This window comes from Bradyrhizobium mercantei, from assembly GCF_001982635.1.
GTDB lineage: Bacteria > Pseudomonadota > Alphaproteobacteria > Rhizobiales > Xanthobacteraceae > Bradyrhizobium > Bradyrhizobium mercantei.
On sequence record NZ_MKFI01000001.1, the window covers coordinates 847,032 to 869,945 of the forward strand.

The 22,914-nt window shown below is 65.7% G+C and carries 23 protein-coding genes; 4 read left to right on the forward strand and 19 right to left on the reverse strand.

Annotation, left to right across the window (positions count from 1 at the left end; genetic code table 11):
* Positions 1-107: 107 nt before the first annotated feature.
* The 9 genes from BI327_RS04175 to BI327_RS04215 all read right to left on the reverse strand — a co-directional run bounded on the left by BI327_RS04175 (position 108) and on the right by BI327_RS04215 (position 9,608).
* Entirely contained in the window at positions 108-389 is a 282-nt protein-coding gene (locus tag BI327_RS04175) for a hypothetical protein (RefSeq protein WP_143271531.1), read from the reverse strand.
* 123 nt (positions 390-512) lie between these two features.
* Positions 513-815, reverse strand: a complete 303-nt coding sequence (locus BI327_RS04180) for a copper-binding protein (RefSeq protein ID WP_076858489.1) — start codon at positions 813-815, stop codon at positions 513-515.
* Between the two features lie 29 nt (positions 816-844).
* Positions 845-1,306 carry a cupredoxin domain-containing protein gene (locus BI327_RS04185; protein ID WP_245334710.1) on the reverse strand — a complete coding sequence of 154 codons (462 nt, stop codon included), beginning with the start codon at positions 1,304-1,306 and terminating at the stop codon, positions 845-847.
* A 34-nt stretch (positions 1,307-1,340) separates the two neighbouring features.
* A complete protein-coding gene (locus tag BI327_RS04190; protein ID WP_076858491.1) occupies positions 1,341-4,508 on the reverse strand; it encodes an efflux RND transporter permease subunit in 3,168 nt (1,055 codons plus the stop codon).
* Positions 4,505-5,950, reverse strand: coding sequence for an efflux RND transporter periplasmic adaptor subunit (locus BI327_RS04195; protein WP_076858492.1), 1,446 nt, complete (start codon positions 5,948-5,950; stop codon positions 4,505-4,507). The genes BI327_RS04190 and BI327_RS04195 overlap by 4 nt, the downstream gene beginning before the upstream one ends.
* Positions 5,947-6,348, reverse strand: a complete 402-nt coding sequence (locus BI327_RS04200; protein ID WP_076858493.1) for a FixH family protein — start codon at positions 6,346-6,348, stop codon at positions 5,947-5,949. Before BI327_RS04200 ends, BI327_RS04195 begins: the two co-directional genes overlap by 4 nt.
* A 102-nt stretch (positions 6,349-6,450) precedes the next feature.
* A complete protein-coding gene (locus BI327_RS04205) occupies positions 6,451-6,897 on the reverse strand; it encodes a hypothetical protein (protein ID WP_076858494.1) in 447 nt (148 codons plus the stop codon).
* A gap of 68 nt (positions 6,898-6,965) precedes the next feature.
* Positions 6,966-9,143, reverse strand: coding sequence for a xanthine dehydrogenase family protein molybdopterin-binding subunit (locus BI327_RS04210; RefSeq protein ID WP_076858495.1), 2,178 nt, complete (start codon positions 9,141-9,143; stop codon positions 6,966-6,968).
* Between the two features lie 3 nt (positions 9,144-9,146).
* Positions 9,147-9,608, reverse strand: a complete 462-nt coding sequence (locus tag BI327_RS04215) for a (2Fe-2S)-binding protein (RefSeq protein ID WP_076858496.1) — start codon at positions 9,606-9,608, stop codon at positions 9,147-9,149.
* 199 nt (positions 9,609-9,807) lie between these two features.
* Between BI327_RS04215 and BI327_RS04220 the strand changes: the two genes are divergently transcribed.
* Positions 9,808-10,671 (forward strand): LysR family transcriptional regulator, encoded by an 864-nt coding sequence (locus tag BI327_RS04220; RefSeq protein WP_245334711.1) that lies wholly within the window; start codon positions 9,808-9,810, stop codon positions 10,669-10,671.
* 258 nt (positions 10,672-10,929) lie between these two features.
* Here the strand turns inward: BI327_RS04220 and BI327_RS04225 are convergent, their stop codons facing one another.
* The gene (locus tag BI327_RS04225; RefSeq protein ID WP_076858498.1) at positions 10,930-12,528 is read right to left on the reverse strand and encodes a S10 family peptidase; all 1,599 of its coding nucleotides are present in this window, start codon (positions 12,526-12,528) and stop codon (positions 10,930-10,932) included.
* A 162-nt stretch (positions 12,529-12,690) separates the two neighbouring features.
* On the opposite strand from BI327_RS04225, the gene BI327_RS04230 reads away from it, so the two are divergent.
* The 3 genes from BI327_RS04230 to BI327_RS04240 all read left to right on the forward strand — a co-directional run bounded on the left by BI327_RS04230 (position 12,691) and on the right by BI327_RS04240 (position 14,727).
* On the forward strand, positions 12,691-13,470 hold the full coding sequence (locus BI327_RS04230) for an NAD kinase (RefSeq protein ID WP_076858499.1): 780 nt from the start codon (positions 12,691-12,693) through the stop codon (positions 13,468-13,470).
* A 111-nt stretch (positions 13,471-13,581) separates the two neighbouring features.
* Positions 13,582-14,127: a response regulator gene (locus tag BI327_RS04235; RefSeq protein WP_050402868.1), complete on the forward strand. Its 546-nt coding sequence runs from the start codon at positions 13,582-13,584 to the stop codon at positions 14,125-14,127.
* A 9-nt stretch (positions 14,128-14,136) separates the two neighbouring features.
* Positions 14,137-14,727, forward strand: a complete 591-nt coding sequence (locus BI327_RS04240; protein WP_076858500.1) for an Hpt domain-containing protein — start codon at positions 14,137-14,139, stop codon at positions 14,725-14,727.
* A 72-nt stretch (positions 14,728-14,799) separates the two neighbouring features.
* Here the strand turns inward: BI327_RS04240 and BI327_RS04245 are convergent, their stop codons facing one another.
* The 9 genes from BI327_RS04245 to hisI all read right to left on the reverse strand — a co-directional run bounded on the left by BI327_RS04245 (position 14,800) and on the right by hisI (position 22,905).
* Positions 14,800-15,981 carry a DUF2336 domain-containing protein gene (locus BI327_RS04245; protein WP_076858501.1) on the reverse strand — a complete coding sequence of 394 codons (1,182 nt, stop codon included), beginning with the start codon at positions 15,979-15,981 and terminating at the stop codon, positions 14,800-14,802.
* Between the two features lie 165 nt (positions 15,982-16,146).
* Positions 16,147-17,151 carry a transglycosylase SLT domain-containing protein gene (locus BI327_RS04250; RefSeq protein ID WP_089025362.1) on the reverse strand — a complete coding sequence of 335 codons (1,005 nt, stop codon included), beginning with the start codon at positions 17,149-17,151 and terminating at the stop codon, positions 16,147-16,149.
* Positions 17,152-17,245: 94 nt separating this feature from the next.
* The gene (locus tag BI327_RS04255) at positions 17,246-18,037 is read right to left on the reverse strand and encodes a c-type cytochrome (RefSeq protein WP_076858503.1); all 792 of its coding nucleotides are present in this window, start codon (positions 18,035-18,037) and stop codon (positions 17,246-17,248) included.
* Positions 18,034-19,659 carry a cbb3-type cytochrome c oxidase subunit I gene (locus BI327_RS04260; RefSeq protein ID WP_076858504.1) on the reverse strand — a complete coding sequence of 542 codons (1,626 nt, stop codon included), beginning with the start codon at positions 19,657-19,659 and terminating at the stop codon, positions 18,034-18,036. Before BI327_RS04260 ends, BI327_RS04255 begins: the two co-directional genes overlap by 4 nt.
* Positions 19,649-20,212 (reverse strand): cytochrome C oxidase subunit II, encoded by a 564-nt coding sequence (locus BI327_RS04265; protein ID WP_076858505.1) that lies wholly within the window; start codon positions 20,210-20,212, stop codon positions 19,649-19,651. The genes BI327_RS04260 and BI327_RS04265 overlap by 11 nt, the downstream gene beginning before the upstream one ends.
* Positions 20,212-20,391, reverse strand: coding sequence for a hypothetical protein (locus BI327_RS04270; RefSeq protein ID WP_076858506.1), 180 nt, complete (start codon positions 20,389-20,391; stop codon positions 20,212-20,214). Before BI327_RS04270 ends, BI327_RS04265 begins: the two co-directional genes overlap by 1 nt.
* A gap of 10 nt (positions 20,392-20,401) precedes the next feature.
* Positions 20,402-21,652 carry a c-type cytochrome gene (locus tag BI327_RS04275; protein WP_076858507.1) on the reverse strand — a complete coding sequence of 417 codons (1,251 nt, stop codon included), beginning with the start codon at positions 21,650-21,652 and terminating at the stop codon, positions 20,402-20,404.
* A gap of 13 nt (positions 21,653-21,665) precedes the next feature.
* Positions 21,666-22,277 carry a c-type cytochrome gene (locus BI327_RS04280; protein WP_083741919.1) on the reverse strand — a complete coding sequence of 204 codons (612 nt, stop codon included), beginning with the start codon at positions 22,275-22,277 and terminating at the stop codon, positions 21,666-21,668.
* 193 nt (positions 22,278-22,470) lie between these two features.
* Complete coding sequence (gene hisI, locus BI327_RS04285) at positions 22,471-22,905, reverse strand: phosphoribosyl-AMP cyclohydrolase (RefSeq protein ID WP_076858509.1); 435 nt, start codon at positions 22,903-22,905, stop codon at positions 22,471-22,473.
* Positions 22,906-22,914: the final 9 nt, after the last annotated feature.

The following is a 22,914-nucleotide window of genomic DNA, read 5'->3' on the forward strand; positions in this document are numbered from 1 at the left end:
ACCGCGTTTCGACCAAACGCTTTGGCTAACCGAGATGGAATGACGATATCATGACTGGCGCCGTCCGGACCGGTTCGGACCAGGCGACGTCCCCAGGATTACGGTCGTTACGGGTAGTGCTCGAGACGCCGGTCGGGCTTTTGCGGGCGGCTGGCGCCGACCGTGTTGCCGGGAGCGCCGGCATCCGGCTTCGCCGGGCGGGCGGCCTTCTCGATCGGCGGGCCGCTGTCGCCGGTCTTCTTGCTGTTGTTCAGCGCTTGGCCGGTGGTGGTCACGTTGGCCGCGGTCTGCCCGGTGCCCGCCGAGCCGGCCGGCGGACCGGAGCTCTGCGCCAACACGGTTCCCGACAGCACCAAGGCCGCTACCAGTATTGCCGCGTTGACTGTCATGGAGGGGGCCTTCTGCGCTCAAATGATGCACAGCAACGCGCCAGTGCCGATAGCGTTCCTCCGCCGCGGCGTGACCGTCGCAGCAGAGTTAATGCCGGCTGATCCCACCCGGCGGAGCCCCGCTCACCTCGCCTTCCGGATGCCGGTGACGGTGTAGCCGCCGTCGCCCTCCTGGGCTTCGAACTTGACCTTGTCGCCGACCTTGACCTGCCCGAGCAGCGCGGGATCCTTGATCCGGTAGACCATCGTCATCGGCGCATCCATGCCGAGGCTCCTGGCCGGGCCGTGCTTGAGCGTGATCTTGCCCGCGCCCTCGTCGATCTTCTTGACCTCGCCGTCGATGGTCTCGCCCTGCGCCAGTGCCCCGCCAAGTGTCAGCGCCAACGCGAAGCTGGCAGCGCCGGCAATCCGGATCGTCCTGTTCATGGTTGTTGGTCTTTCGCTTGTTGCGGGCTTCATTTCACGATGACGCGGCCGGTCATCCCGTAGTCGCGGTGATCGGGGATCAGGCAGGAATATTCGAAGGTTCCGGGCTTGGTGAACTTCCAGACGATCTCCGCGCTCTTCTTCGGCGCCACGCGAACGCCGTTCGGATCGGCATGCTCCATATGCGGATGCTTCTTCATCACCTCGGCATGTCTGAGATTCTCCTCGGTGGTGGCGAGCAGGAATTCGTGATCCTCGGTGCCGGCATTCCTGATCACGAAGCGGATCTGCTCGCCGCGCTTGACCTCGATGCGGAACGGGGTGAACTCCATCTCCTTCATCTCGACCTCGACCGTGCGCGACGGCTTGCCGGGATCGCCGGGCTCGCCGGCCGAATAGGATTCGTGGCCGTGCTTGTCGTGACCGCGTGACGGCACAGCGGTGACCGACAGCGCGATCAGGGCGATGACAGGCTTTGTGAAGTGACTCATTGGATTCTCCATTTCAAGAAACGCGCTGTCCCGGTCACAGCGATGCCTGCTGGCCGGCGGCGGCCGCAGCGACCTTCCGTTCCGGCACGCTCGCGCTGACCTCGATGCCCTTCACGATGGCGAAGATCGCGGGGATCACGATCAGCGTCAGCAAGGTCGAGGAGATCATGCCGCCGATCATCGGCACGGCGATGCGCTGCATGATCTCGGAGCCGGTGCCGGTGCTCCACATGATCGGCAGCAGCCCGGCCATGATCGCGACCACAGTCATCATCTTCGGCCGCACGCGTTCGACCGCACCCTCGATGATCGCGCGGTGCAGGTCGCCGCGCCCGACCGTCCGCGCTTCGGCGGCACAACGGGCCCTCGCCTCGTCCAGCGCATGGTTGAGGTAGATCAGCATCACCACACCGGTCTCGGCGGCGACGCCGGCGAGCGCGATGAAGCCGACCGCGACCGCAACCGACAGGTTGAAGCCGAGCGCCCACATCAGCCAGAGCCCGCCGACCAGCGCGAACGGCAGCGACAGCATCACGATCATAGTCTCCGCCACCGAGCGGAAATTGAGATAGAGCAGCAGGAAGATGATCGAGAGCGTCACCGGCACCACGATCTTGAGCCGCGCGGCGGCGCGTTCGAGATATTCGTATTGCCCGCTCCACACCAGATAAGTGCCGGGCGGAAACGCCACGCTCGCCTGCACCGCGCGCTGCGCGTCGGCGACATAGCCGCCGAGATCGCGATCGCGGATGTCGACATAGATGTAGGTCGCGAGCTGCCCGTTCTCGGTCCGGATCGAGCTCGGCCCGCGCGCCGGCTTGACGTCGGCGACTTCGCCGAGCGGCACCGCGCCGCCGGCCGGCATCGGCACCAGGATGTCGCTGGCGATTGCGCTGGGATTGTCGCGCAGGTCGCGCGGATAGCGCATGTTGACGGTGAAGCGCTGCCGCCCCTCCACCGTCGTGGTCACGCTCTGGCCGCCGAGCGCGGCGGCGATCGTATCCTGCACGTCCTGCACCGCGATGCCGTAGCGCGCCAACGCCTCGCGGTTCGGCGTGATCTCGAGATAGTAGCCGCCGAGGCTGCGTTCGGAATAGGCCGACGAGGTCCCCTGCACGGTCTTGAGCACCTGCTCGACCTGGCGCGCGAGCTTGTCGATCACGGCAAGATCGGGACCGATCACCTTGACGCCGACCGGCGTGCGGATGCCGGTCGAGAGCATGTCGATGCGCGCCTTGATCGGCATGGTCCAGGCGTTGGAGACGCCGGGGAATTGCAGCGCCTTGTCCATCTCGGCGATCAGGCTGTCGAGGCTGACGCCCTGGCGCCATTCCTGCTTCGGCTTGAGGTTGACGATGGTCTCGAACATTTCCGACGGCGCCGGATCGGTTGCGGTCGCGGCGCGGCCGGCCTTGCCGTAGACCGAGGCCACCTCCGGAAAGCTCTTGATGATCCGGTTCTGGGTCTGCATCAGCTCGGACGCCTTGGTCACCGAGATGCCCGGCAGCGTGGTCGGCATAAAGAGCAGCGTACCCTCGTTGAGGTCGGGCATGAACTCGGTGCCGAGCTGCCGCGCCGGCCAGACCGTGACGGCGAGCACGCCGAGCGCCAGCAGGATCACCAGCGTCTTGGCCCGCAACACGCCGTTGATGACCGGACGGTAGATCCAGATCAGGAAACGGTTGATCGGGTTCCTGTGCTCGGGAATGATCCTGCCGCGAACGAAGATCACCATCAGCGCCGGCACCAGCGTCACCGACAGCAGCGCCGCTGCCGCCATCGCAAACGTCTTGGTGAAGGCGAGCGGCGAGAACAGCCGGCCCTCCTGCGATTCCAGCGTGAAGATCGGCATGAACGACACGGTGATGATGAGCAGACTGAAGAACAGCGCCGGCCCGACCTCCGATGCTGCCTCGATCAGGATCGCGACCCGCGACCGGCCGGGCTCGGCACGCTCCAGGTGCTTGTGCGCATTCTCGATCATCACGATCGCCGCATCGATCATGGCGCCGATCGCGATCGCGATGCCGCCGAGGCTCATGATGTTGGAGCCGATCCCGAGCAGTTTCATCGCGCCGAACGCCATCAGCACGCCGACCGGCAGCATCAGGATCGCGACCAGCGCGCTGCGCACATGCAGCAGGAACACGATGCAGACCAGCGCGACCACCACGCTCTCCTCGAACAGCGTGCGCTTCAGCGTGTCGATCGCAGCATAGATCAGATTGGAGCGGTCATAGACCGGCACGATCTCGACCGATTTCGGCAGGCTGGTCGCGATCTCCCTGAACCGCCTCTTGACGTTCTCGATAACGTCGAGCGCGTTCATGCCGAAGCGTTGCAGCACGATGCCGCTCGCCACCTCGCCCTCGCCGTTGAGCTCGGCGATGCCGCGCCGCTCGTCGGGGCCGAACTCGACGCGGGCGACGTCGCGCAACAGCACCGGCGTGCCGTTGTCGGTCTTCAGCACGACATTGCCGAGGTCGTTGATGTCCTTCAGGTAGCCCTTGCCGCGGATGACATATTCGAACTCGGAGAGCTCGACGGTGCGGCCGCCGACATCGGCGTTGCTGGCGCGGATCGCGTCGCGCATCCGCTGCATGGTGATGCCGCGGTCGCGCATCCGCTGCGGATCGAGGATCACGTTGTACTGCTTGACGAAGCCGCCGACGCTGGCCACCTCGGCCACGCCTTCGGCCTTGGCCAGCGCGAATTTCAGGTTCCAGTCCTGGATCGTTCTGGTGTCGGCGAGATTGAGCTGCTTCGACATCACGGCATATTGGTAGACCCAGCCGACCCCGGTTGCGTCGGGACCGATGGTCGGCGACACGCCGGCCGGCAGCCGCGACGCCGCGCTGTTGAGGAATTCTAGCACGCGCGAGCGCGCCCAGTAGATGTCGGTGCCGTCCTCGAAGATGACATAGACAAAGGAGACGCCGAAGAACGAGAAGCCGCGCACGACCTTCGATTTCGGCACCGTCAGCATCGCCGTGGTCAGGGGATAGGTGACCTGGTCCTCGATCACCTGCGGCGCCTGCCCGGGATATTCGGTGTAGACGATGACCTGGGTGTCCGAGAGATCGGGGATCGCATCGAGCGGCAGATGCAGCAGCGCGTAGAGGCCCGCGGCCGCGGCGAAGCCGGTGCCGAACAGCACCAGCAGCAGATTGCGCGCCGACCAGGCGATGATTCGGGCGATCATGGCTTGCCTCCATCCATCATCCCGCCCTCACCTGCTGCCTGCTTCGTGCCGGCCTCGGCAAAGCCCTTGATCGCCGCCTTCAGATTGCTTTCGGCATCGATCAGGAAAGTGGCCGAAATCACCACGGCATCGCCCTCGGCGATCCCGTCGCGGATCTCGACATAGCCGTCGCCGCGCCGCCCGAGCTTGACCTCGCGCGGCTCGAACCGTCCGTTGCCGCGGTCGAGCAGCACGGTCTGGCGGCTGCCGGTATCGAGGATGGAATTGTCGGCGACCGTCAGCACCGGCGCTGCACTGCCGGTGTCGATCTCGGCATCGACATACATGTCCGGCAGCAGCGCAAGATCCACGTTCTCAAGTTCGATCCGCACCCGCGCCGTGCGCGTCTCCTTGTTGACCTGCGGATAGATCACGCTGATTTGGCCAGCGAATGTGCGGCCGGGATAGCTGCGCGCCCGCACCGTGACCTTCTGGCCGACCACGATGTTGCCGAGGTCGCGTTCGGCGACATCGACCAGCGCCCAAACGACAGAGACGTCGGCGATCCGGAACAGCACGTCACCCGGTTGGGCGCGCATGCCCTCGATGGCGGCACGCTGCAGCACGATGCCGTCGCGCGGCGACGACCACGGTATGGCGATCGGGACCGTCTGGCTCTTCTCCATCTCGGTGATGACGGGCTCGGGCACATCGAGATTGGTCAGCCGCTGCTTGGATCCTCGTCCGTAGGGCGCGATATTCGCGGTCGCTTTCGACGTGATGGTCGCGACATATTCGGCCGCGGCGGAAGATATCGCCGGACTGTAGATTTCCATCAGCGGCTGTCCTTTTGTCACACGGCTGCCTGTGGTGACGTCGGCGACTTTCTGCACATAGCTCTCGGCCCGCATCGCGATCACGGAGACGCGGCGTTCGTCGAGCTGGATCGTGCCGGGCGCACGGACCAGCGTGCGGATGCGGCGCATCTCGGCCGGCTCCGACTTGACCCCGGTCCGCTGGATCTTGCCGGGCGACAGCGTGATCGAACCATCGTCGCTGTCTTCGCCGTCATAGACCGCGATGTAATCCATCCCCATGGAATCCTTCTTCGGCACCGGCGAGGTGTCGGGAAGCCCCATCGGGTTGCGATAATATTTGACCTTGCGCTCGCTGTTCGCGGCCGTGGCCTTCTCTACCGGCCGCTCGGGGCCGCCGGATTGCGCATCGCGCTCCGGAAAAACCGGCAGAAAATCACGCCCGTCGGGCGTCTGCTTCGGCGTCGCCGAATAGATCGGCTTGCCATCGGGATCGCGGTAATAGATCGGCGCAGCCGTCTCCGCCGCATGCGCGCCAGAGACGATCGCAGCGGTCGAGGGTGGCGGCGGCAAACCGCGGCCGATCCACGCGGCGCCAGCCGCTGCGGCGATCGCAGCGGCAGCGCCGGCCCAGATGAGGCGGCTCATTGCTCGGCCGTGACGACAAGCTTGTTCTCGACCGAACCGGTCTCGCCCTGCACCTTGGCGCCGAGCGACAATTGCCAGCGGCCAGCCATGCCGAAGGTCGCCTTGAACCGGTAGGTGCCGGGCTCGGCGCCAGGCATCGGCGTCACCTTGGTGGCCATCTCCTGCATGCCGTCCGGCGCCATGTCGAGCCGGGTCGAGAAGATGATCGCGTCGGAGACGGATTTTCCGGTGCTCTTGTCGACCAGCCGCACCGTGACGATGCGATCGGCGCCGGCCTTGACGGTCGGCTGCACCAGCTGGAACTCGTAGTTCTTGATCTCGGCATGGGCGGGCGCGTGGGCAAGGGCAACGCCGATCAGCGCGGCCGCAGCGGCGCGCGCGAGGTGGAAAGACTTCATGGGTATGATTCCTCGATACGTCTGATGAACCGCGTGAGCGGCATGCGGCGACACGCGCGCGATCGGGCGCACGCATCAGCGATCAGGCGCTTTGAGCGCCTGTCAGACGATGGTTCGAGGCGGATGATCCGGAGGCTTGGCGCCAAGCCCGTCAAGCAGGCGGTCATCGCGCGCGGCGAAGGCGCTCAGCGACGGCTGGCGCGCGATCAGCGACATCGCTCCGCCTGGCGCGGGCAGCGAGACGCTGAGCATGCACAGCGCGAGGAACGGACAATCGTCACAGCCCTTGCTCTTGGTCTGGTCCGGACAGCACGGCATGTTGTCCGCCATCGCCTGCCCCGACATGGCTTCGTCGGACATCGTTTTGTCGGACATCGCGTGGCCGGACATCGCGTGGTCCGACATAGCCTGATGGTCAGACATCGCCTGCATCGTGACGGCCGATGCGTCCGGCATCATCCGGGCAAACGCCGGCGCCACGGGCGCGAGCAACAGCCCGGCCGCGACGAACAGCAGAATCCAGAGATTGACGAGCCGCCTCACATGCATGCGCGCTTGTCGCACGGATCAGCGGAACCTGCAAATCCGTGCCACTTCACGATCGCGCCAGTAGCGCCTTATGCCTGCTTCAACACCGCCGGATCGACCGGCATCTTGCGCAACCGTTTGCCGGTTGCCGCGAAGATCGCGTTGCTGATCGCAGGCACGATGCCCGAGGTCCCGGTCTCGCCCATGCCGCCGGGCGGCTCGGTGCTCGGCACGATATGGACCTCGATGGCCGGGGCCTGATCGATGCGCAGCATCTGATAGGTGTCGAAGTTGGTCTGCTCGACACGCCCGTCCTTCAGCGTGATCTCGCCGTAGAGCGCGGCGGTGACGCCGAAATTGATGCCGCTCTGCAGCTGCGCCTGCACCGTGTCGGGATTGACCACGGTGCCGCAATCCATCGCGCAGACCACGCGGTGGACGCGGACCGAGCCGTCCTTGGCAACCTCGACCTCGGCAATCTGCGCGAGGTAGCTGCCGAACACGAATTGCAGCGACACGCCGCGGCCGCGCCCGGCCGGTAGCTTGTCGCCCCAGCCGGCCTTGGCCGCCGCAAGCTCGAGCGCCGCCTTGGCTCGAGGCGATTTGCCGAGCAGCGCCTTGCGATACGCGACCGGGTCCTGCTTGGCGGCTGCCGCCATCTCGTCGATCACGCTTTCGGCGACGAACACGTTGTGCGAGGGCCCGACGCTGCGCCAGAACGCGGTCGGGATGCCGGGCGGTTCGACCCGGACGTATTCAACATGGAAGTTCGGAATGTCGTAGACGAGATCGATCGCGCCCTCGGTGGTGTCGCCGTCGAGCCCGTTGCGGAACGCCGGCGGCGCCCAGCGCGCGATGACCGACGAACCGGCAAAGCGATTATTCCAGGCGACCGGCTTGCCGGACGCATCGAGCCCGACCGAAATCCGGTCGAACCAGTACGGCCGGTACATGTCGTGCTGGATGTCCTCCTCGCGGGTCCACACCACCTTGACCGGCGCGTCGACCTGCTTTGCGATTTGCACGGCGCGAATGACGCCATCAACCTCGAGCCTGCGGCCAAAGCCGCCGCCGAGCAAATGATTGTGCACCACCACCTTCTCCGGCGGCAGGTTCAGCATCTTCGCGGCCACCGTCTGCACGCGCGAGAGCGCCTGGTTGCCGACCCAGATCTCGCAACCATCGGAGCGCACATGCACGGTGCAGTTCATCGGCTCCATCGTCGCATGGGCGAGGAACGGCAGCTGATAGGTCGCCTCGATCTTCGTCGCGGCGCCCGCCATCGCCTTGTCGGCGTCGCCGGTATTCTGCGCGACGGCGCCCGGCTTGGTGGTGGCGGCTTCGAGCTCGCGCGCGATATCCGCCGTGGCGAGCTTGGCGTGCGGCCCGTCGTCCCACTCGATCGTGAGCGCCGCGAGACCTTTCTTCGCCGCGCCCATGTGATCGGCCACCACGGCGACTGCGTCATCGAGCGTCACGATCTGGCGGACGCCCTTGATCGCTTTTGCTGCCGCATCATCGACGCGCTTCACCCGCCCTCCGAACACCGGCGACTGCGCCAGCGTCGCGACTCTCACCCCGGGCGGCCGCGCGTCGATGCCATAGACCGCCGTGCCGTTGATCTTGGAGGGCGTATCGAGCCGCCTGGCCGGCGTGCCGATCAGCTTGAACTCGGCCGGGCTCTTCAGCGTCACATTCTCCGGCACCGGCATCTGGGCCGCGTCGGCCGCGAGCTCGCCGTAACCCAGCTTGCGTCCCGAGGCGGCATGATGCACCTCGCCGTTCTCGGCGCGGCAGCTGGCGGGCTCGACGTTCCAGCGCTTCGCCGCGGCTGCGATCAGCATTGCCTTCGCGGTGGCGCCGGCTTTCCGCATCGGCTGCCAGGCGCCGCGCATCGCATTCGAATTGCCGGTGGCCTGCACGCCGAGCAGCGGGTTGGCGTAGAGCTTGTCGCTCGGCGGCGCATGCTCGAGCTGCACCTGGTTCAGGCCGACCTCGAGCTCCTCGGCGATCAGCATCGGGATCGAGGTGTAGGTGCCCTGCCCCATCTCGACATAGGGCATGGTCAGCACCACCTTGCCGTCGCCGCCGATCCGGATGAAGGCATTCGGCGCGAAGCCGTCGGCGGCCGCGGCCTCGTTCTCGCGGCTCGCGAACGGCAGGCTCACGCTGAGCAGCAGACCGCCGCCTGCGATCGCGCCGGCGCGGAGGAAGTTGCGCCGCGACAGGTCGGCGGCGCGCTCGGACAGATTGTCGATCAGCGTCATGGCTCAACCTCCCGACTGCGCGGCTTGCTTGATGGCGTCGCGAATGCGGACATAGGTCCCGCAGCGGCAGATGTTGCCCGACATCGCCTCGTCGATATCGGCATCGGTCGGCTTCGACTTGCTTGCGAGCAGCGCGGCAGCGGACATGATCTGCCCGGACTGGCAGTAACCGCATTGCGGCACCTCATGCGCGAGCCAGGCGTCCTGGATCTTCTTGCCCGCCGCCGTCATGCCGACCGCCTCGATGGTCGTGATCTTGGAATCGCCGATGCTGTCGATCGTCGTGATGCAGGAGCGCACCGCGCTGTCGTCGAGATGCACCGTACAGGCGCCGCACAGCGCCATGCCGCAGCCGAACTTGGTGCCGGTCATGCCGAGCACGTCGCGCAGCACCCACAACAGCGGCGTATCGCCGTCGGCATCGACCGAATGACTGGTCCCATTGATCGTGATCTGGAAAGGCATCTGACACTCCTGTCCTGGTTGGAGCCCTTGCGCGGATCGGCCCCTCCGGGCGCGATCGGCCAAATTCCAAAGCAATCGCGTGCATTCTCGCGCCAATTGCTCACTTATGGTAATAAATAGAAATGCTACGTGCTAGAAGCGGCGGTTTGCTCTGCAGTGAAATAACCATTGGTTTATAATAATGGACCGACTAACCAGCATGTCCGTGTTCGCCCGCGTCGCCGATCTTGGCTCATTCACCGCGGCGGCCAAGGAGCTGCGGATGTCGCCGACCATGATCGGCAAGCATATCCGTTTTCTCGAGGACCGGCTCGGCTCGCAATTGATCAACCGCTCCACGCGGCGGCAGGGCCTCACCGAGCTCGGCCGCAGCTATCTCGATCACTGCAAGCATCTGCTGGTCGAGGCCGAGGCCGGCGATGCGCTGGTCGAGGAAGCGTTGAGCGCGCCGCGCGGCAGGCTGCGCGTCGCGACCTCGGTCGCGTTCGGATCGTACAGCCTGGCGCCGGCGCTGGTGCGCTTCATGAAAAAATACCCGGAAGTCTCGGTCGACCTCGTGCTCAGCGACAGGATGGTCGATCTGCTCGAGGAAGGACTGGATGCCGCGATCCGGGTCGGCACACTGACCGATTCCACCATGATGTCGCGCTCGCTGTCGCCCTACACCGGCGTGGTCTGCGCCGCGCCGAGCTATCTCGCCGAACGCGGCACGCCGGCCCATCCACGGGATCTCGCCGGCCATGAATGCCTGCGCTATCCCGGCTGGTCGGACGGACAGCGATGGACCTTCCTCGGGCCGGAGGGCGAGGTGCAGGTCGACGTCGAGAGCCGCCTGACCATCAACAACGCGTTCGGCATCCGCTATGCGGCCCTCGCCGGCGCCGGCATCGTGCTGATGCGCGACGAGCTGCTGGCCGAGGATATCGCCGCGGGCCGGCTCCAGGTGCTGCTGCCGAACTACACCACGCAAGCCCGCGCGCGCCAGATCCTGTGGCCGAGGAACCGCAAGATGACGCCCAAGCTCCGCGCCCTGATCGACTTTATTGTGGAGACGTATGGGTGAAACAAGTTGCCCCCGCGGCAACTCAACTCGGACAGGCGTATCGCGAGAATGCGGAAGCTACAAACTCGGTGTCGTCCCTGCCTAGTGAGCAATTGCGCACGGGAGCAGGGACCCATAACCACGAATGGTTATTGGTGAGCGGTGGTGGAACAACGAAGCCCGATCACAACACAAGCCGCGGAGTATGGGTCCCTGCTTTCGCAGGGACGACGGCTGGGGACGTGGCGAGGGTAACCTGAAATCAATTCGCCAGCCCCCTCACTTCACCAACGCCTCGACCTCCTTGCGGAACGCCAGGCGCGAGCCGTCGCGGGAGTAGAACATGTGGCCGCCGGGATAGACCGCAAGCCTGGTGCGGCTCGGGCCCGCGAAGGCCGGCAGCTGGTCGAGGATGATCTTGGAGGCGAAGTACGGCGTCGCGAGATCGAACAGGCCGTGGCCGATCAGCAGCCGCATCTTCGGATCGAGCGCCAGCATCTGGCGCAGCTGCGTCACCGATTCCGGCGGGCTGATGCCGTGACCGAATTCCCAGCCCTTGTTCACGCTCTCGCTGAGCAGGTGATAGGAGCCGTCCGGCCGCCAGTTCAGCTTGCGCGTGGTGAGGTCGACGGCGGCGCTGGTGAGCGGAGCCATCAAGGGATCGCCGGACGGATCGTTGAAGCGGAAATAGCTGGAGTCCGGATAGGGATCGAAGCCCTCGACCGAGGCGTCGTAGCGGCCGGTGACTTTACCGTTCTTGCGATCGAACTCGCGGCGGAATTCGCCGATGTCGAAGCGGCCGGCGAGCCTGCGGCTCACCGCCTGATCGATGCCGGTGAGGCTTGCGACCTTGTCGGCGAGCCGCGTGGTGGCTTCCGCGTCGGCCTGGCCCTTGACGAGGTCGAGCAGGAAATCGCCGCGCGCATAACTCTCGACGTCAGCGAGATCCTCCCGCGTCACCGGTCCCTTCGCCTGCCGCGCAACTGCCGTCATGGTCGGCAGGCTCGCGACATATTGCAGGATGCTGGTGCCGGTATAGTCACGGAAATCAAGCACCGGCGAGATCAGGATCAGGCCGCGCACGCCGACACCCTGCTGCATTTGCAGATTGCGCACCACCTTGGGCCCGCGGATGCCGCCATAGCTTTCACCGGTGACATATTTCGGCGAGGTCAGCCGGTCGTATTTCTCCAGCCAGCGGCGGATCACCAGCGCGACCGAATTGGCGTCGCCGTCGACGGTGAAGAAGCGCTTGCGCGCATCCTCCGAGGTGGTGACGAAGCGGCTGTAGCCGGTGCCGACGGGATCGATGAACACGAGATCGGTGAAGTCGAGCCAGGTGTCGGCGTTCGCCTGCAGTTCGGGCGAGGCCGAGGACACTGCGCCGTCGAACGGCAGCCGCCACGGCCCGACATTGCCGAATTGCAGCCAGGCCGATGCGGAGCCCGGCCCGCCGTTGAACAGGAACGTCACCGGACGGTTCGACTTGTCGGCGCCGTCGAGCTGATACGAGGTGTAGGCGATGTCGGCGAGCGGTTCGCCCTTGTCGTCGAACACGCGGATCGAGCCTGCGGTGGCGCTGAAGTTCAGCGTGCGGTCGGGCAGCGCGACCGATTGCTTGGTCGTGGAATCCGGCGGCAGGCGATGCTGTTCGGCGGTCGAGGCGCTGGCCGCCGCGCTGGCGCCGGAGCCCGCCTCGCCGCGCCCCGCCCGCCCCTTCTGGCCAGTTGGATTCTGACCGCTCGGATTCTGACTGCTAGGGGCCTGCGCGCTCGGCGACGGCGATGGCTGCGGCATATCATCGTCGGCCCGCGCCGCGGTTGCGAGGCAGGCCACCAGCAACGCCGCGGCGAGCCGTGTCGCAAAACTGTTAGCCATATCGTCCACTCCCTGCGCCCCTGTTTACGCAATCCAGCGGCAAACTGCGCTAGTTTGGCGGCACCGGTAAGCCGTGCGGTCCGTTCCCGGACCATCTCGACAAGGCCGCCCGGGATGTATAGACGAGCGCGGCGTATTCCGTGCCAAACGAGTTCGTGAGCGATGGCCAGCTCCAAGCGGTATGACAAGATCGCCTTCGTCGCCAGCCCAAGCGCAGAGGCGCAGACGGCGCTCGAGCAGCTGACTGCGATGTACGGTAACCATTCCGCCGCCGATGCCGACGTCGTGGTTGCGCTCGGCGGCGACGGCTTGATGCTGCAGACGCTGCACGCCAACATGCGCAGCGGCAAGCCGATCTACGGCATGCATCGCGGCACCGTCGGCTTCCTGATGAACGAATATTCGACGCATGATCTGCGCACGCGGCTTGCCGCCTCGCGGGAGTCGCTGATCAATCCGCTCCTGATGCGCGCGACCGACATCCACGGCGCCGTGCACCTGCATCACGCGATCAACGAGGTCGCGCTGTTCCGGCAGACCTACCAGGTCGCCAAGCTGCGCATCCTGATCGACGAGCATGAGCGAATGCCCGAGCTGATGGCCGACGGCATCCTGGTGGCGACGCCGGCCGGATCGACCGCCTACAACCTCTCCGCCCAGGGTCCGATCCTGCCGATCAACGCGGCGCTGCTGGCGCTGACCCCGATCAGCGCGTTCCGGCCGCGGCGCTGGCGCGGCGCGCTGCTGCCGAATTCCGCCTTCGTGGTGATCGAGGTGATCGAGGGCGAGAAGCGCCCGGTCGCCGCGGTCGCCGACCATGACGAGGTCCGCGACGTCCGCCGCGTCGAGATACTCTCAGACAAGACCATCGCGATGCGGATGCTGTTCGACCCCGGCCATTCGCTGGAGGAGCGCATCCTGCGCGAGCAGTTCGGCTACTGACGGCACGCGCCCCTTCCCCCTGCCCGGCAACCAATCATTAACCCCGGGCGGGATATGGTTAACGTCGGGTAATACCGCGTTTGGCCCGGTATGCCCCTTCGGGACCGGACCATGTATCGCATCGATTTCAACAAGCTGCGATTTTTGATTTGCGACGACAATCCGCACATGCGCCGCATTCTGCGGACGCTGCTGCATTCGTTCGGCGCGCGCGAAGTGTACGAGGCCGAGGACGGCGCCACCGCGCTCGAGATGTACACCCACTACGTGCCCGACATCGTCATCACCGACTGGTCGATGCCGATCTTCGACGGGCTCGAGCTCGCGCAGATGATCCGGCAGCCGGAATCCAAGGGCAACCCCTACGCGCCGATCATCATGCTGACCGGGCATTCCGAGAAGCGCCGCGTCACCGTGGCACGCGATGCCGGCGTCACCGAATTCCTGGCCAAGCCGATCTCGGCCAAGGGCCTCTACCAGCGCATCATGAACGTGGTCGCCAACCCGCGCCCGTTCATCAAGACCAAGACCTATTTCGGCCCCGACCGCCGCCGCAATACCACCAATACCTATATCGGCCCCGAACGCCGCGGCAGCGGCGAGGTCGAGATTTTGCAGCAGCCCTCGCTGCTCGAGAAGGCGCGCTCCGCGATCTAGGACACCGTCATGGCCAAGGACAATTCCAAGGACAAACCAGGCAGCATCGAGGTCAAGAGCTTCGGCACGCACCACGTGATCACGCAGCCGAATCCGCTGCGGAAGGTGCTGCTGCGGGTGCCGGAGAGCGATCTCGACGATCCCGTGGGCCGCGCCGAGAAGGCGCTTGCCGGGCTGTCGGGCGAGTTCAAGGAATGGATGACGATCGAGGCCGACCGCCTCTCCGCCGCGCATGCCACGGTGCAGCGCGAGGGCTTCAACGACAAGACGCGCGAGGAGCTGTTCCGCGCCGCGCACGACATCAAGGGCGATGCCGCGACGTTCGGCTATCCGTCGGCGGCCGCAGCCGCCGAGAGCCTGTGCCGCATCATCGAGCACGCGCCCGACCTGGGCGCAGTGCCGCCGCAGCTGATTGCCCACCACATCAACGCCGTGCAGGCGATCGTGCGCAACCGCACCAAGCTCGACACCGCGGTCGTGGCCGGCGTGCTGAGCAAGCAGCTCCGCGGCATCGCCGATGAATTCCTGACCCACGCCAACCGCGACCGCCCCGAGCATCTCGAGGCGATCCTCGCGCCGAGCATCGCACCCAGCGAATAACGGCGCAGTCGGCCGGCTGCCCGCGTTGCCGCAGCTACCCAAGCATCCATCAATCGGAAGGAAACGCGGCCTTCAGGCCGCGATCAGGTCGTCGTCGTAGGGCAGCACCGAGACCGCGTCTTCGGCGGCGAGCTCCTCGCAGAACATCCGTGCATCCTCGCGAGCCGATTCCGTCGCGAAGCGGCGCAGCAGGATCAGCAGCGGCTCGGCGGCGGAATGATCGGTCTCGCAATGCGTCAGCACGCGCTCCACCATGCGGCGATGCAGCCGCGCCGCACCGTCGCCGCTATCGACATAGCCGACCTCGTGACTGGCCTCGAGCGCAATGCGGAACGCCGCGTAGGTCGATTCCGGCAGGCCGGCCCGCCGCAGCAGTGCCTGCAGGCCGTTGCCGCCGCGGTCGTTCAAGAGCGCCGAGACCCGGCCATAAGGCAGTCCGGAGAGTTCGGCAAGCGCAGCGCCGAATAGATCGAGATTGCCTGACAGCAGCGCGCGCAGGATCAACCCGGCGGTGAGCTGGCCGGTGGCGCGCAGATGCGTGATCAGGTTCTGCATGTCGTCGCCGAAGGCACGCGCGGCGATGTTGACCGTCGAGCGCTCCTTCGCCTCGCCCGCAATCCGGTCGGCGCGGTCGGCCCCGAGCCAGTTTCGCGCGACGACGAACTGCGCCAGCGTGTCGGAGAGCTTTGCGACCAGCGCCAGCCGCGTCGCGGACGGCAGGTCTTCCAGCGCCAGCATCGATTCCCTGATCGCCGCGAGGTGGCCGTGGCGCTCGACGATGCGGTCCCAGGAGAAAGGCGCAAGCCCGGCATAGGGATTTTCGATCAGTTCGAGCGCGGCCGCCGCCGAGCCGACCTCGGCGATCGCCGCGGCGACCGAAGCCGGCAGATTGTTTCGGCGCGCGATGGCGCACTGCATCTCGTCGGAGCCGGTCGCGACAATGTCGACGAGATCGGCGTCGATGAGAAGCGGTGAATGCTCCAGCACCGGCAGCGCGATCGACGGCTGGTCGGCCGACAGCGCCCGCACGATCGCAGCCGGCGCCTCCCCGCTATGCGCAAACACCTCGGCCATCGCCTGGCGCACCAGCGGCGACGGATCGTCGAGCAGCATCAGCAGCGCGCCTTCGGCTGCGATACGGTCGTCCTCGGTGAGATCTGAAATGAGCCAGGCCCGGGCCAACGCCCGCGTCGCCTCTGCCCGCTCGCCTGCTGGAGCGGTCCTAATCCAACTAATGAACTGCCGAACGATCATGGTCCTGCCGGCTTACGCAACGAAACGGCATCGACCTACGATGCCAACTACAAGGAAAAATAAACCATGACGCTTAACAAAGGGTTCACCATAAACGTTTGGGATTATTGACGTTTCGTTAAGACGGCGACGGCGTGCGGCTTCGCGCGCGCTAGCAACGCGGCGCTAGCTGTTGCTGTAAGTGCCGTTGGGGTCGCTGAACAGATCGAGCCGCCCGGGCGCGCGGACCTTCGGCGTTGCCGACGCGGTCAGCGAGGCGGAGTTGCCCCACAGCTCCTGCACCGCCGGCGAGATCGGTTCCGAGCGGTCGCCGGCCTGGTAGAGCGAGCGGAAGGTCGGCGCCGGCTGTGCCGATGCGACGGCCGAGGTCGCGCCGGCTGATGAGGCCGCACTGGTATTCGGGAAGGTCGAGAGATACGACGCGGTGTCCATCGACACCGCTTGCGTCGGCGCCGCGCTTGCGATCGCGTAAGGCGACATGGTGTCGCCGCCCGCCGCGGCAAAGGCGGTGCGCGTGTCCTTGGAATTGGCGGCCGCGGCGTAGCGCGTGGTCAACACCGAATAGACCTGGCTGACACTGCGCGCACTGCCCGACTTGTCGTAGAAAATCGACTGGTTCGCAGCCGCCGCCTTCGGAAACATCGCGGCCGCATTGGCGCTCGGGCTATCCTCGGCGCTCGAGATCAGCTTGCCGGCGCCGCCGACGCCCATGAAATGGGCCATATAGAGTTCGGCATCGGTCGGACGCCGGCCGAGCGTGCCCGTGAGCTTGAAGCTGTTGGATTGCGTCAGCACCGCCGCCATCGACGACGCCGCATCGGGATCGTCACGCAGCTTCATGACAGCGCTGCGTGCGGAGGGATCGCTGACCGAATAGCTGCCGTCGGAATTCTTGGTGATGGCGTCGGCATACTGGCCGTAGCCGAGCTGGCTGCCGGCCTCCTTGACGGTGCCGAGCCAGGTCTGGTCGATGAATTGATAGAGCCCATGTGCCGACGAGGTGGTGGCGCCGGCCTGCGGATTGAAATTGGATTCCATCTTCGCGGTGGTGAGCAGATATTCGAAGCTCGTGCCGGTGGTCGCGGCCGCCTGTTTGATCGAGCCCGCGACCTTCAGGCGCGAAGCATCGACACCTGCCGAAGCCGTCGCATTGAAGAGGTCGACCGCCATCTGTCCGGGTGCCTTGCCGGGCGCCGGCAATCGGCACCCATGTCCCGTCAACCTGCCGTAATTATGGTTAACGGCACGTTAAGATCGCCCCTGCTCAGGGTTGGGCCTCGTAGTAATGCGCGACCTGGTCGATCTCCTCGGCCGTCATCTGGCGCGCGATGTTGCGCATCTGCTGGCTGATGTCGTTGCGGCGGGCCCCGGACGCGAAGGCCTCGAGCTGCGCCTTGATGTACACCGCCGACTGACCGCCGAGCCAGGGGCTTCCCGCCTTGTTGTCGATATCGCCGTGGCAGGAGCCACAGGGCGGGATGTTGCGCATCGGGGCGCCCGTCACCACCACCGCCGGCGCGGGACGCCCGGTATCCAGGCTGTTCGAAGGCACCCGCGGCAGATAGGCGTAGTAGGCCGCAACGTCCTTCATGTCCTGATCGCTCATGGCCGCCGCGAACGGGCTCATCACCACGCTGACCCGCGCGCCGGTCTTGAAGTCGTTCAGTTCCTTGTACGTCACCGCGGCAAACTGCCCGGCGAGGTTCGGCGAGTGCGCGTCGCTGACGCCCTGCGGTCCGTGGCAGATCGCGCAGCGCTGCGCCAGCGTCGCGCCACGGCCGATCGAGACCTGGTTCACCCTGGTCAGCATCTCTGACGTCATGACGACATTGGAGGTCTTGAAATCCGGCTTGACGCCGGCCTCCGGCACGGCAGCACGCGGCACGCCGGCCGCGCTGCAAATCGCATCCCAGACGCCGGCAAGCTTGAGGTTCGGTTGCGCCAACGGCAACCAGATCAGGCCGGCGATGGCCGACAGCACGGCAATCGCGGCCGTGATGCCGACGCTGGTGCCGAACCACGGATTGCGCAGCGAGAACAGCGGCTGATCGCTCATCGGCTTGCTCCGACATAGACCGCGGGCACGCTGGTCTCGTTCAGCGCCATCAACTGCGCAATCGGGAAACCATAGTTCACGACGGTGAGGCCGACCATCAACGCAAGCCAGAGGCCGAACGAATTGAGCGCGACCGGAATCCGCGCCGGCATATGTAGCGGCACCGCGAAGCGGTAGGCACCCGCCTCGCCTCGCGCGCCGAATTGCCCGCGGATCAGCACCAGCAGGAACAGCAGGCCGGACAGCAGCAGGATGAATCCGCCGATCGCCGACAGCGTCACCGACAAGGCCTGTGGCGAGATCGCCGGGTTGGCATAGTCGTAATACGCCATGCGGCGCGGCATGCCGAGGATGCCGACATAGTGCCACGGGAATGTGGTCACGATCATGCCGATGAACCACAGCCAGAGCTGTGCGCGCATCATGCCGAAGTTGTCCAGCGCCCGGCCGGTCAAATGCGGCCACAGATCATAGGCGATGGCGAAGTACATGATGACGATGGCGCCGCCGAAGATCAGGTGGAAATGACCGGTGATCCACTGCGTGTTGTGCACCGTGGCGTCGAGCTGATAGCTCATGTTGATCAGCCCGCCGGCGCCGCCGAAGCCGAGCATGACCAGCGACAGCGCGGTCGCCAGCATGATCGGATTGGACCATGGCAGCGCGCCGATCCAGCCGAATGCACCGCGGCCGCCGCGTAGGCGACTGGCAACCTCAGCCGACGCGCAGATCGTGAACACGGTGAGCAGCGTCGGCAGCGCGACGAGGCCGGTGAATACCGAATGCATGAACTTGAATCCGGCGCCGACCTGCGGGTCGGCAAACAGATGATGCACGCCGATCGGCATCGCCACCACGACGAACAGGATGAACGAGATCCGCGCCATCGCGTCGCTGTAGAGCCGGCCGCCGATCGCGCGCGGGAAGATCGTGTAGTAGGCGATGTAGGTCGGGATCAGCCAGAAATAGACGATGGCATGCAGCGTCCACGAGAAGAACACGCGCGCCAGCCCGGCATCGATCGTCGACTTGAGCCCCAACGCCACGGGCAGGATCAGGAACAGGATCTCGAGCGCCGCACCGACCGCGGTCCAGCCCCAGAGCAAGCAGCCCGCGACATTGGCATACATCGCAAGCGGCACCGGCTTGTCCGGATTCTCGCGCTTCCAGATCACGAAATTGACCACCATCAGCGCGACCCAGATCCATGAGCCGACCACGACCATGACGACGCCGATGTAGTAGAAGGGATTGCCGACCATCGGCGGATAGAAGGTGTAGAGCACCGAGGCGAGCCCGAGCGACACCGGGATCATCGCGACGACGGCGCCGGCGGCGACCAGGAAGAATCCGGCCCAGGCCCAGCGACGCCCGATCAGCGCCTTCTCCAGCGACGCCTCGGTGATCGCATAGCCGAAGCCCATCGCGATCAGCGTCGGGAACACGTATCCCATCGCCGAGCCATGCGCGGTGACCGAGCGATAGTAGAATTCCGGATTGAAGTGCCAGGCGTTCAACGGGCTGCGCACGAACATCTGCCAGGCGCCGAGCACCAGCGCCGCGCCGAACACGACGAAGGCGAGCCAGAAATGCGCCGCTATCAGCCGCTTGTTAATCAACACAGGTCAGCCTCCGCTTCGCCGCCGCCATGTCGCGGAACGCGGCCTTGTCGACCACCTTGACCTTGCCCCACATGCCCTGGTGACCGATGCCGCAGAACTCCTGGCACGGCATCACGTGATCGCCCGGCGCCTTGAAGCGCACCGGCAGGTCCGTGACGTAGCCCGGCACCAGCATGGTGTTGATGTTGGTGCCCTCGATCAGGAAACCGTGGACGACATCGGCGCTGGTGGCGCGAAACGTGATCGGCGTCTCCGCGGGCACCACGACGCATTGCGGTGTGAAGGAATATTGCTGACCGATCGCGCGCACGGTGACCGAGCCGTCGGGCTGCATTTCGCTGCCGAGATTGCTCTCGATGAATTCGCCGGACAGATGCAGCGTCTTGGGATCGGCGGTCTCGACCCGGCCCTGCGGCATCGTCGCCTGATGGATGCCGATATAGGCCGCCATGCCGACCAGAAAGGCGACAATGACGAGCGACAGCGTCGCCCAGCGCCGCTCGATCCGGGCGGCAACCGCTTCGCCGAGGCCATGGTCGGTCTCTGTCGCCATCAGGGAACGCTCCGCGGCAGAAAGACCAGCAGGTAGAATGCCAACCACAATCCGACCACGATGGCCGTCGCGATGCCCGCAACCGCGACCGCGCCGCCCGGGCCGGCGCGCACGACGGTCTCGACATCATCGTCTTCCGAGCCGGATGCCGATGGTTGCGGCGAAGGTGCGTTGATCATGATCGCGCCCCTAATTCAGTGTTGCTGCACGCAGCTCGTTGGCTTGCCGCGCCGACACCGGCTCGCCGCGGTTGCCCCAGGCCGTTCGAATGTAGGTCACGACCGCCGCGACCTCGTCGTCCGACAGCTTCTGCGCGAACGGCGGCATGCCGTAGGGCATCGGATTGCCCGATGTGCCCGGCGGATAGCCGCCATTGAGCACCATCCGGATCGGGTTCACCGCGGAGACCATCTGGATCGACTGGTTGCCGGCAAGCGGCGGATAATCCGGCGGCATCCCCTGCCCGGTCGCGCCATGGCAGCTCGCGCAGTCGCGATCATAGATCGACTTGCCAAAGGACAGCAGCAGACTGCTCTCGGCCGACGGCAGCGCGGTCGACGCCTTTTCCGGCGGACCGCCTTGCGCGAGACCCTTCAGATAGACCGCCATTGCGCGCACGTCGTCGTCATTGAGATATTGCAGGCTGTTGTAGACGACCTCGGCCATCGGCCCGTACACGGCGCCCTTGGCGGACACGCCCTTGCGCAGATAGTCGACGATTTCTTCGATCGTCCAGTCGCCGAGTCCCGTCTCCTTGTTGGAGGTCAGCGACGGCGCGTACCAGTTCTGCATCGGGATCAGGCCGCCTTCGAAGGCCTGCGACTGCTTGCTGCCGCCGAGCGCATTGATCGGGGTGTGACACATCCCGCAATGACCGAGCCCCTCGACCAGATAGTTGCCGCGATTCCATTCCGCCGACTTCGTTGGGTCAGGCTTGAACTCGCCTTCCCTGAAGAACAGCGTGCGCCATCCAAGGATCAGCGAGCGGTTGTTGAACGGGAACGTCAGGTCATGCGGCTTGTTGAGCTGCTTGACCGGCGGCACGGTGCGCAAATACGCGTAGATCGCGTCGCTGTCCTCGCGCGTGACCTGGGTGTAGGAGGCGAACGGCATCGCCGGGTAGACCAGGCCGCCATCCGGGAAGCGGCCACTGTGCATCATCTGGTAGAACTGGTCCGACGTCCACGTGCCGATGCCGGTCTGCGAGTCGGGCGTGATGTTCGACGTGTAGAGCGTGCCGAACGGCGTCTTCATGGGGAGACCGCCGGCGAAGGTCTTGCCTTCGCGCGCCGTGTGGCAGGCGATGCAATCGCCGGCGCGCGCGAGATATTCGCCCTTGGCGATGACGGCCGGATCGGCCGCCTTCGGCTGCGCCAGTGCCGTGATGGGCGACAGCACCAGTATCAATCCGACCAGCAGTCCTGTTGAGGTTCGCGACATCGGCACGATCCCTTCAGTGCGGTTCGCTGCCGCATTCGAGCGGCATCGGAAGGCTGCCGCGCGCCGCGAAGGACGGATCGGCCGGTGCCGGACGCGACGACAGGTAGGCTGCCACCGCCTTGACATCGTCCTCGGTCAGCAGGCTCGCAACGATCTGCATGCAGTCCGGCGCGAACGCCGTGCGCGTGCCGTAACGCCAGCCGCCGAGCTGGCCGCTGATATAGGCCGCGCGGAGGCCAAGCAGGCCGGGAATCCCGGGCTCCATCCCGCCCAATGTGGGGCCATGACAGGCCGAACAGGGTGGAACGCCGTGCTGCGGATCGCCGTTCTTCACGATCGCCTCGCCGCGCGCCAGGATCTCCTTGCTGTCGACCGGGGGGACCGGCGGCGGAAATGCCGGCCTGAGCGAAGCGAAATACTCGGCGATCTTCTTCAGGTAATCGTCGGTCTGAAACTCCAGCAGGTAGTTCATCGGCGGATATTTCCGCCGCCCGTCCCTGAACGCGATCAGCTGGTTGTAGAGGTAGCCGGCCGGCTTGCCGGCAAGACGGGGAAAATAAGCGTCGCCGGTGCCTTCGCCTTCGGCGCCGTGACAGGGCGCGCAGGCAAGGACACGCGCGGCCATCGTATCGGGTGCACGCTCGGTTGTTTGCGATCGGGCAGCATCGATCGGTAGCGCAGCGAGCGCCAGAAACGCGGTCAACCGAGTAAGACGATACGTCACCTTTTGCCCCCCAGCGCGACGATGAGAGCTCATCGCGAAACCGGAGGTGACGAAGCGCGAAATTTGGCGCGCCGTCTTTGATTCAGATCAATGGTTAGGTGCGGTAGACTGCTGCCGGGTCAAAAAGGCGGTCGGCATCGACAAAGGACAGGCTGACATTGCCACCCTCGTCCTTCACCGCGCGATAGAAACAGGAGCGCCGTCCGGTGTGGCAGGCAGCGCCGATCTGCTCGACCTTGATCCACACTGCGTCCTGATCGCAATCCATCCGGATCTCGACCACGCGCTGGGTCTGGCCCGAGCTCTCGCCCTTGCGCCACAGCGCATTGCGCGAGCGGCTGAAGTACCAGCCCTCGCCGGTCGCGATCGTCTTGCGCAGGGCTTCGTCGTTCATGTGCGCGACCATCAGCACGTCGCCGGTCGCAGCATCGGTCGCGACGCAGGTCACAAGACCTGCCGCGTCGAATTTGGGCTGGAAGGCCAGCCCCTCTTCACGGTCGTGATCGTGGGTCGATGCGGACACGGACAACCTCGCTCG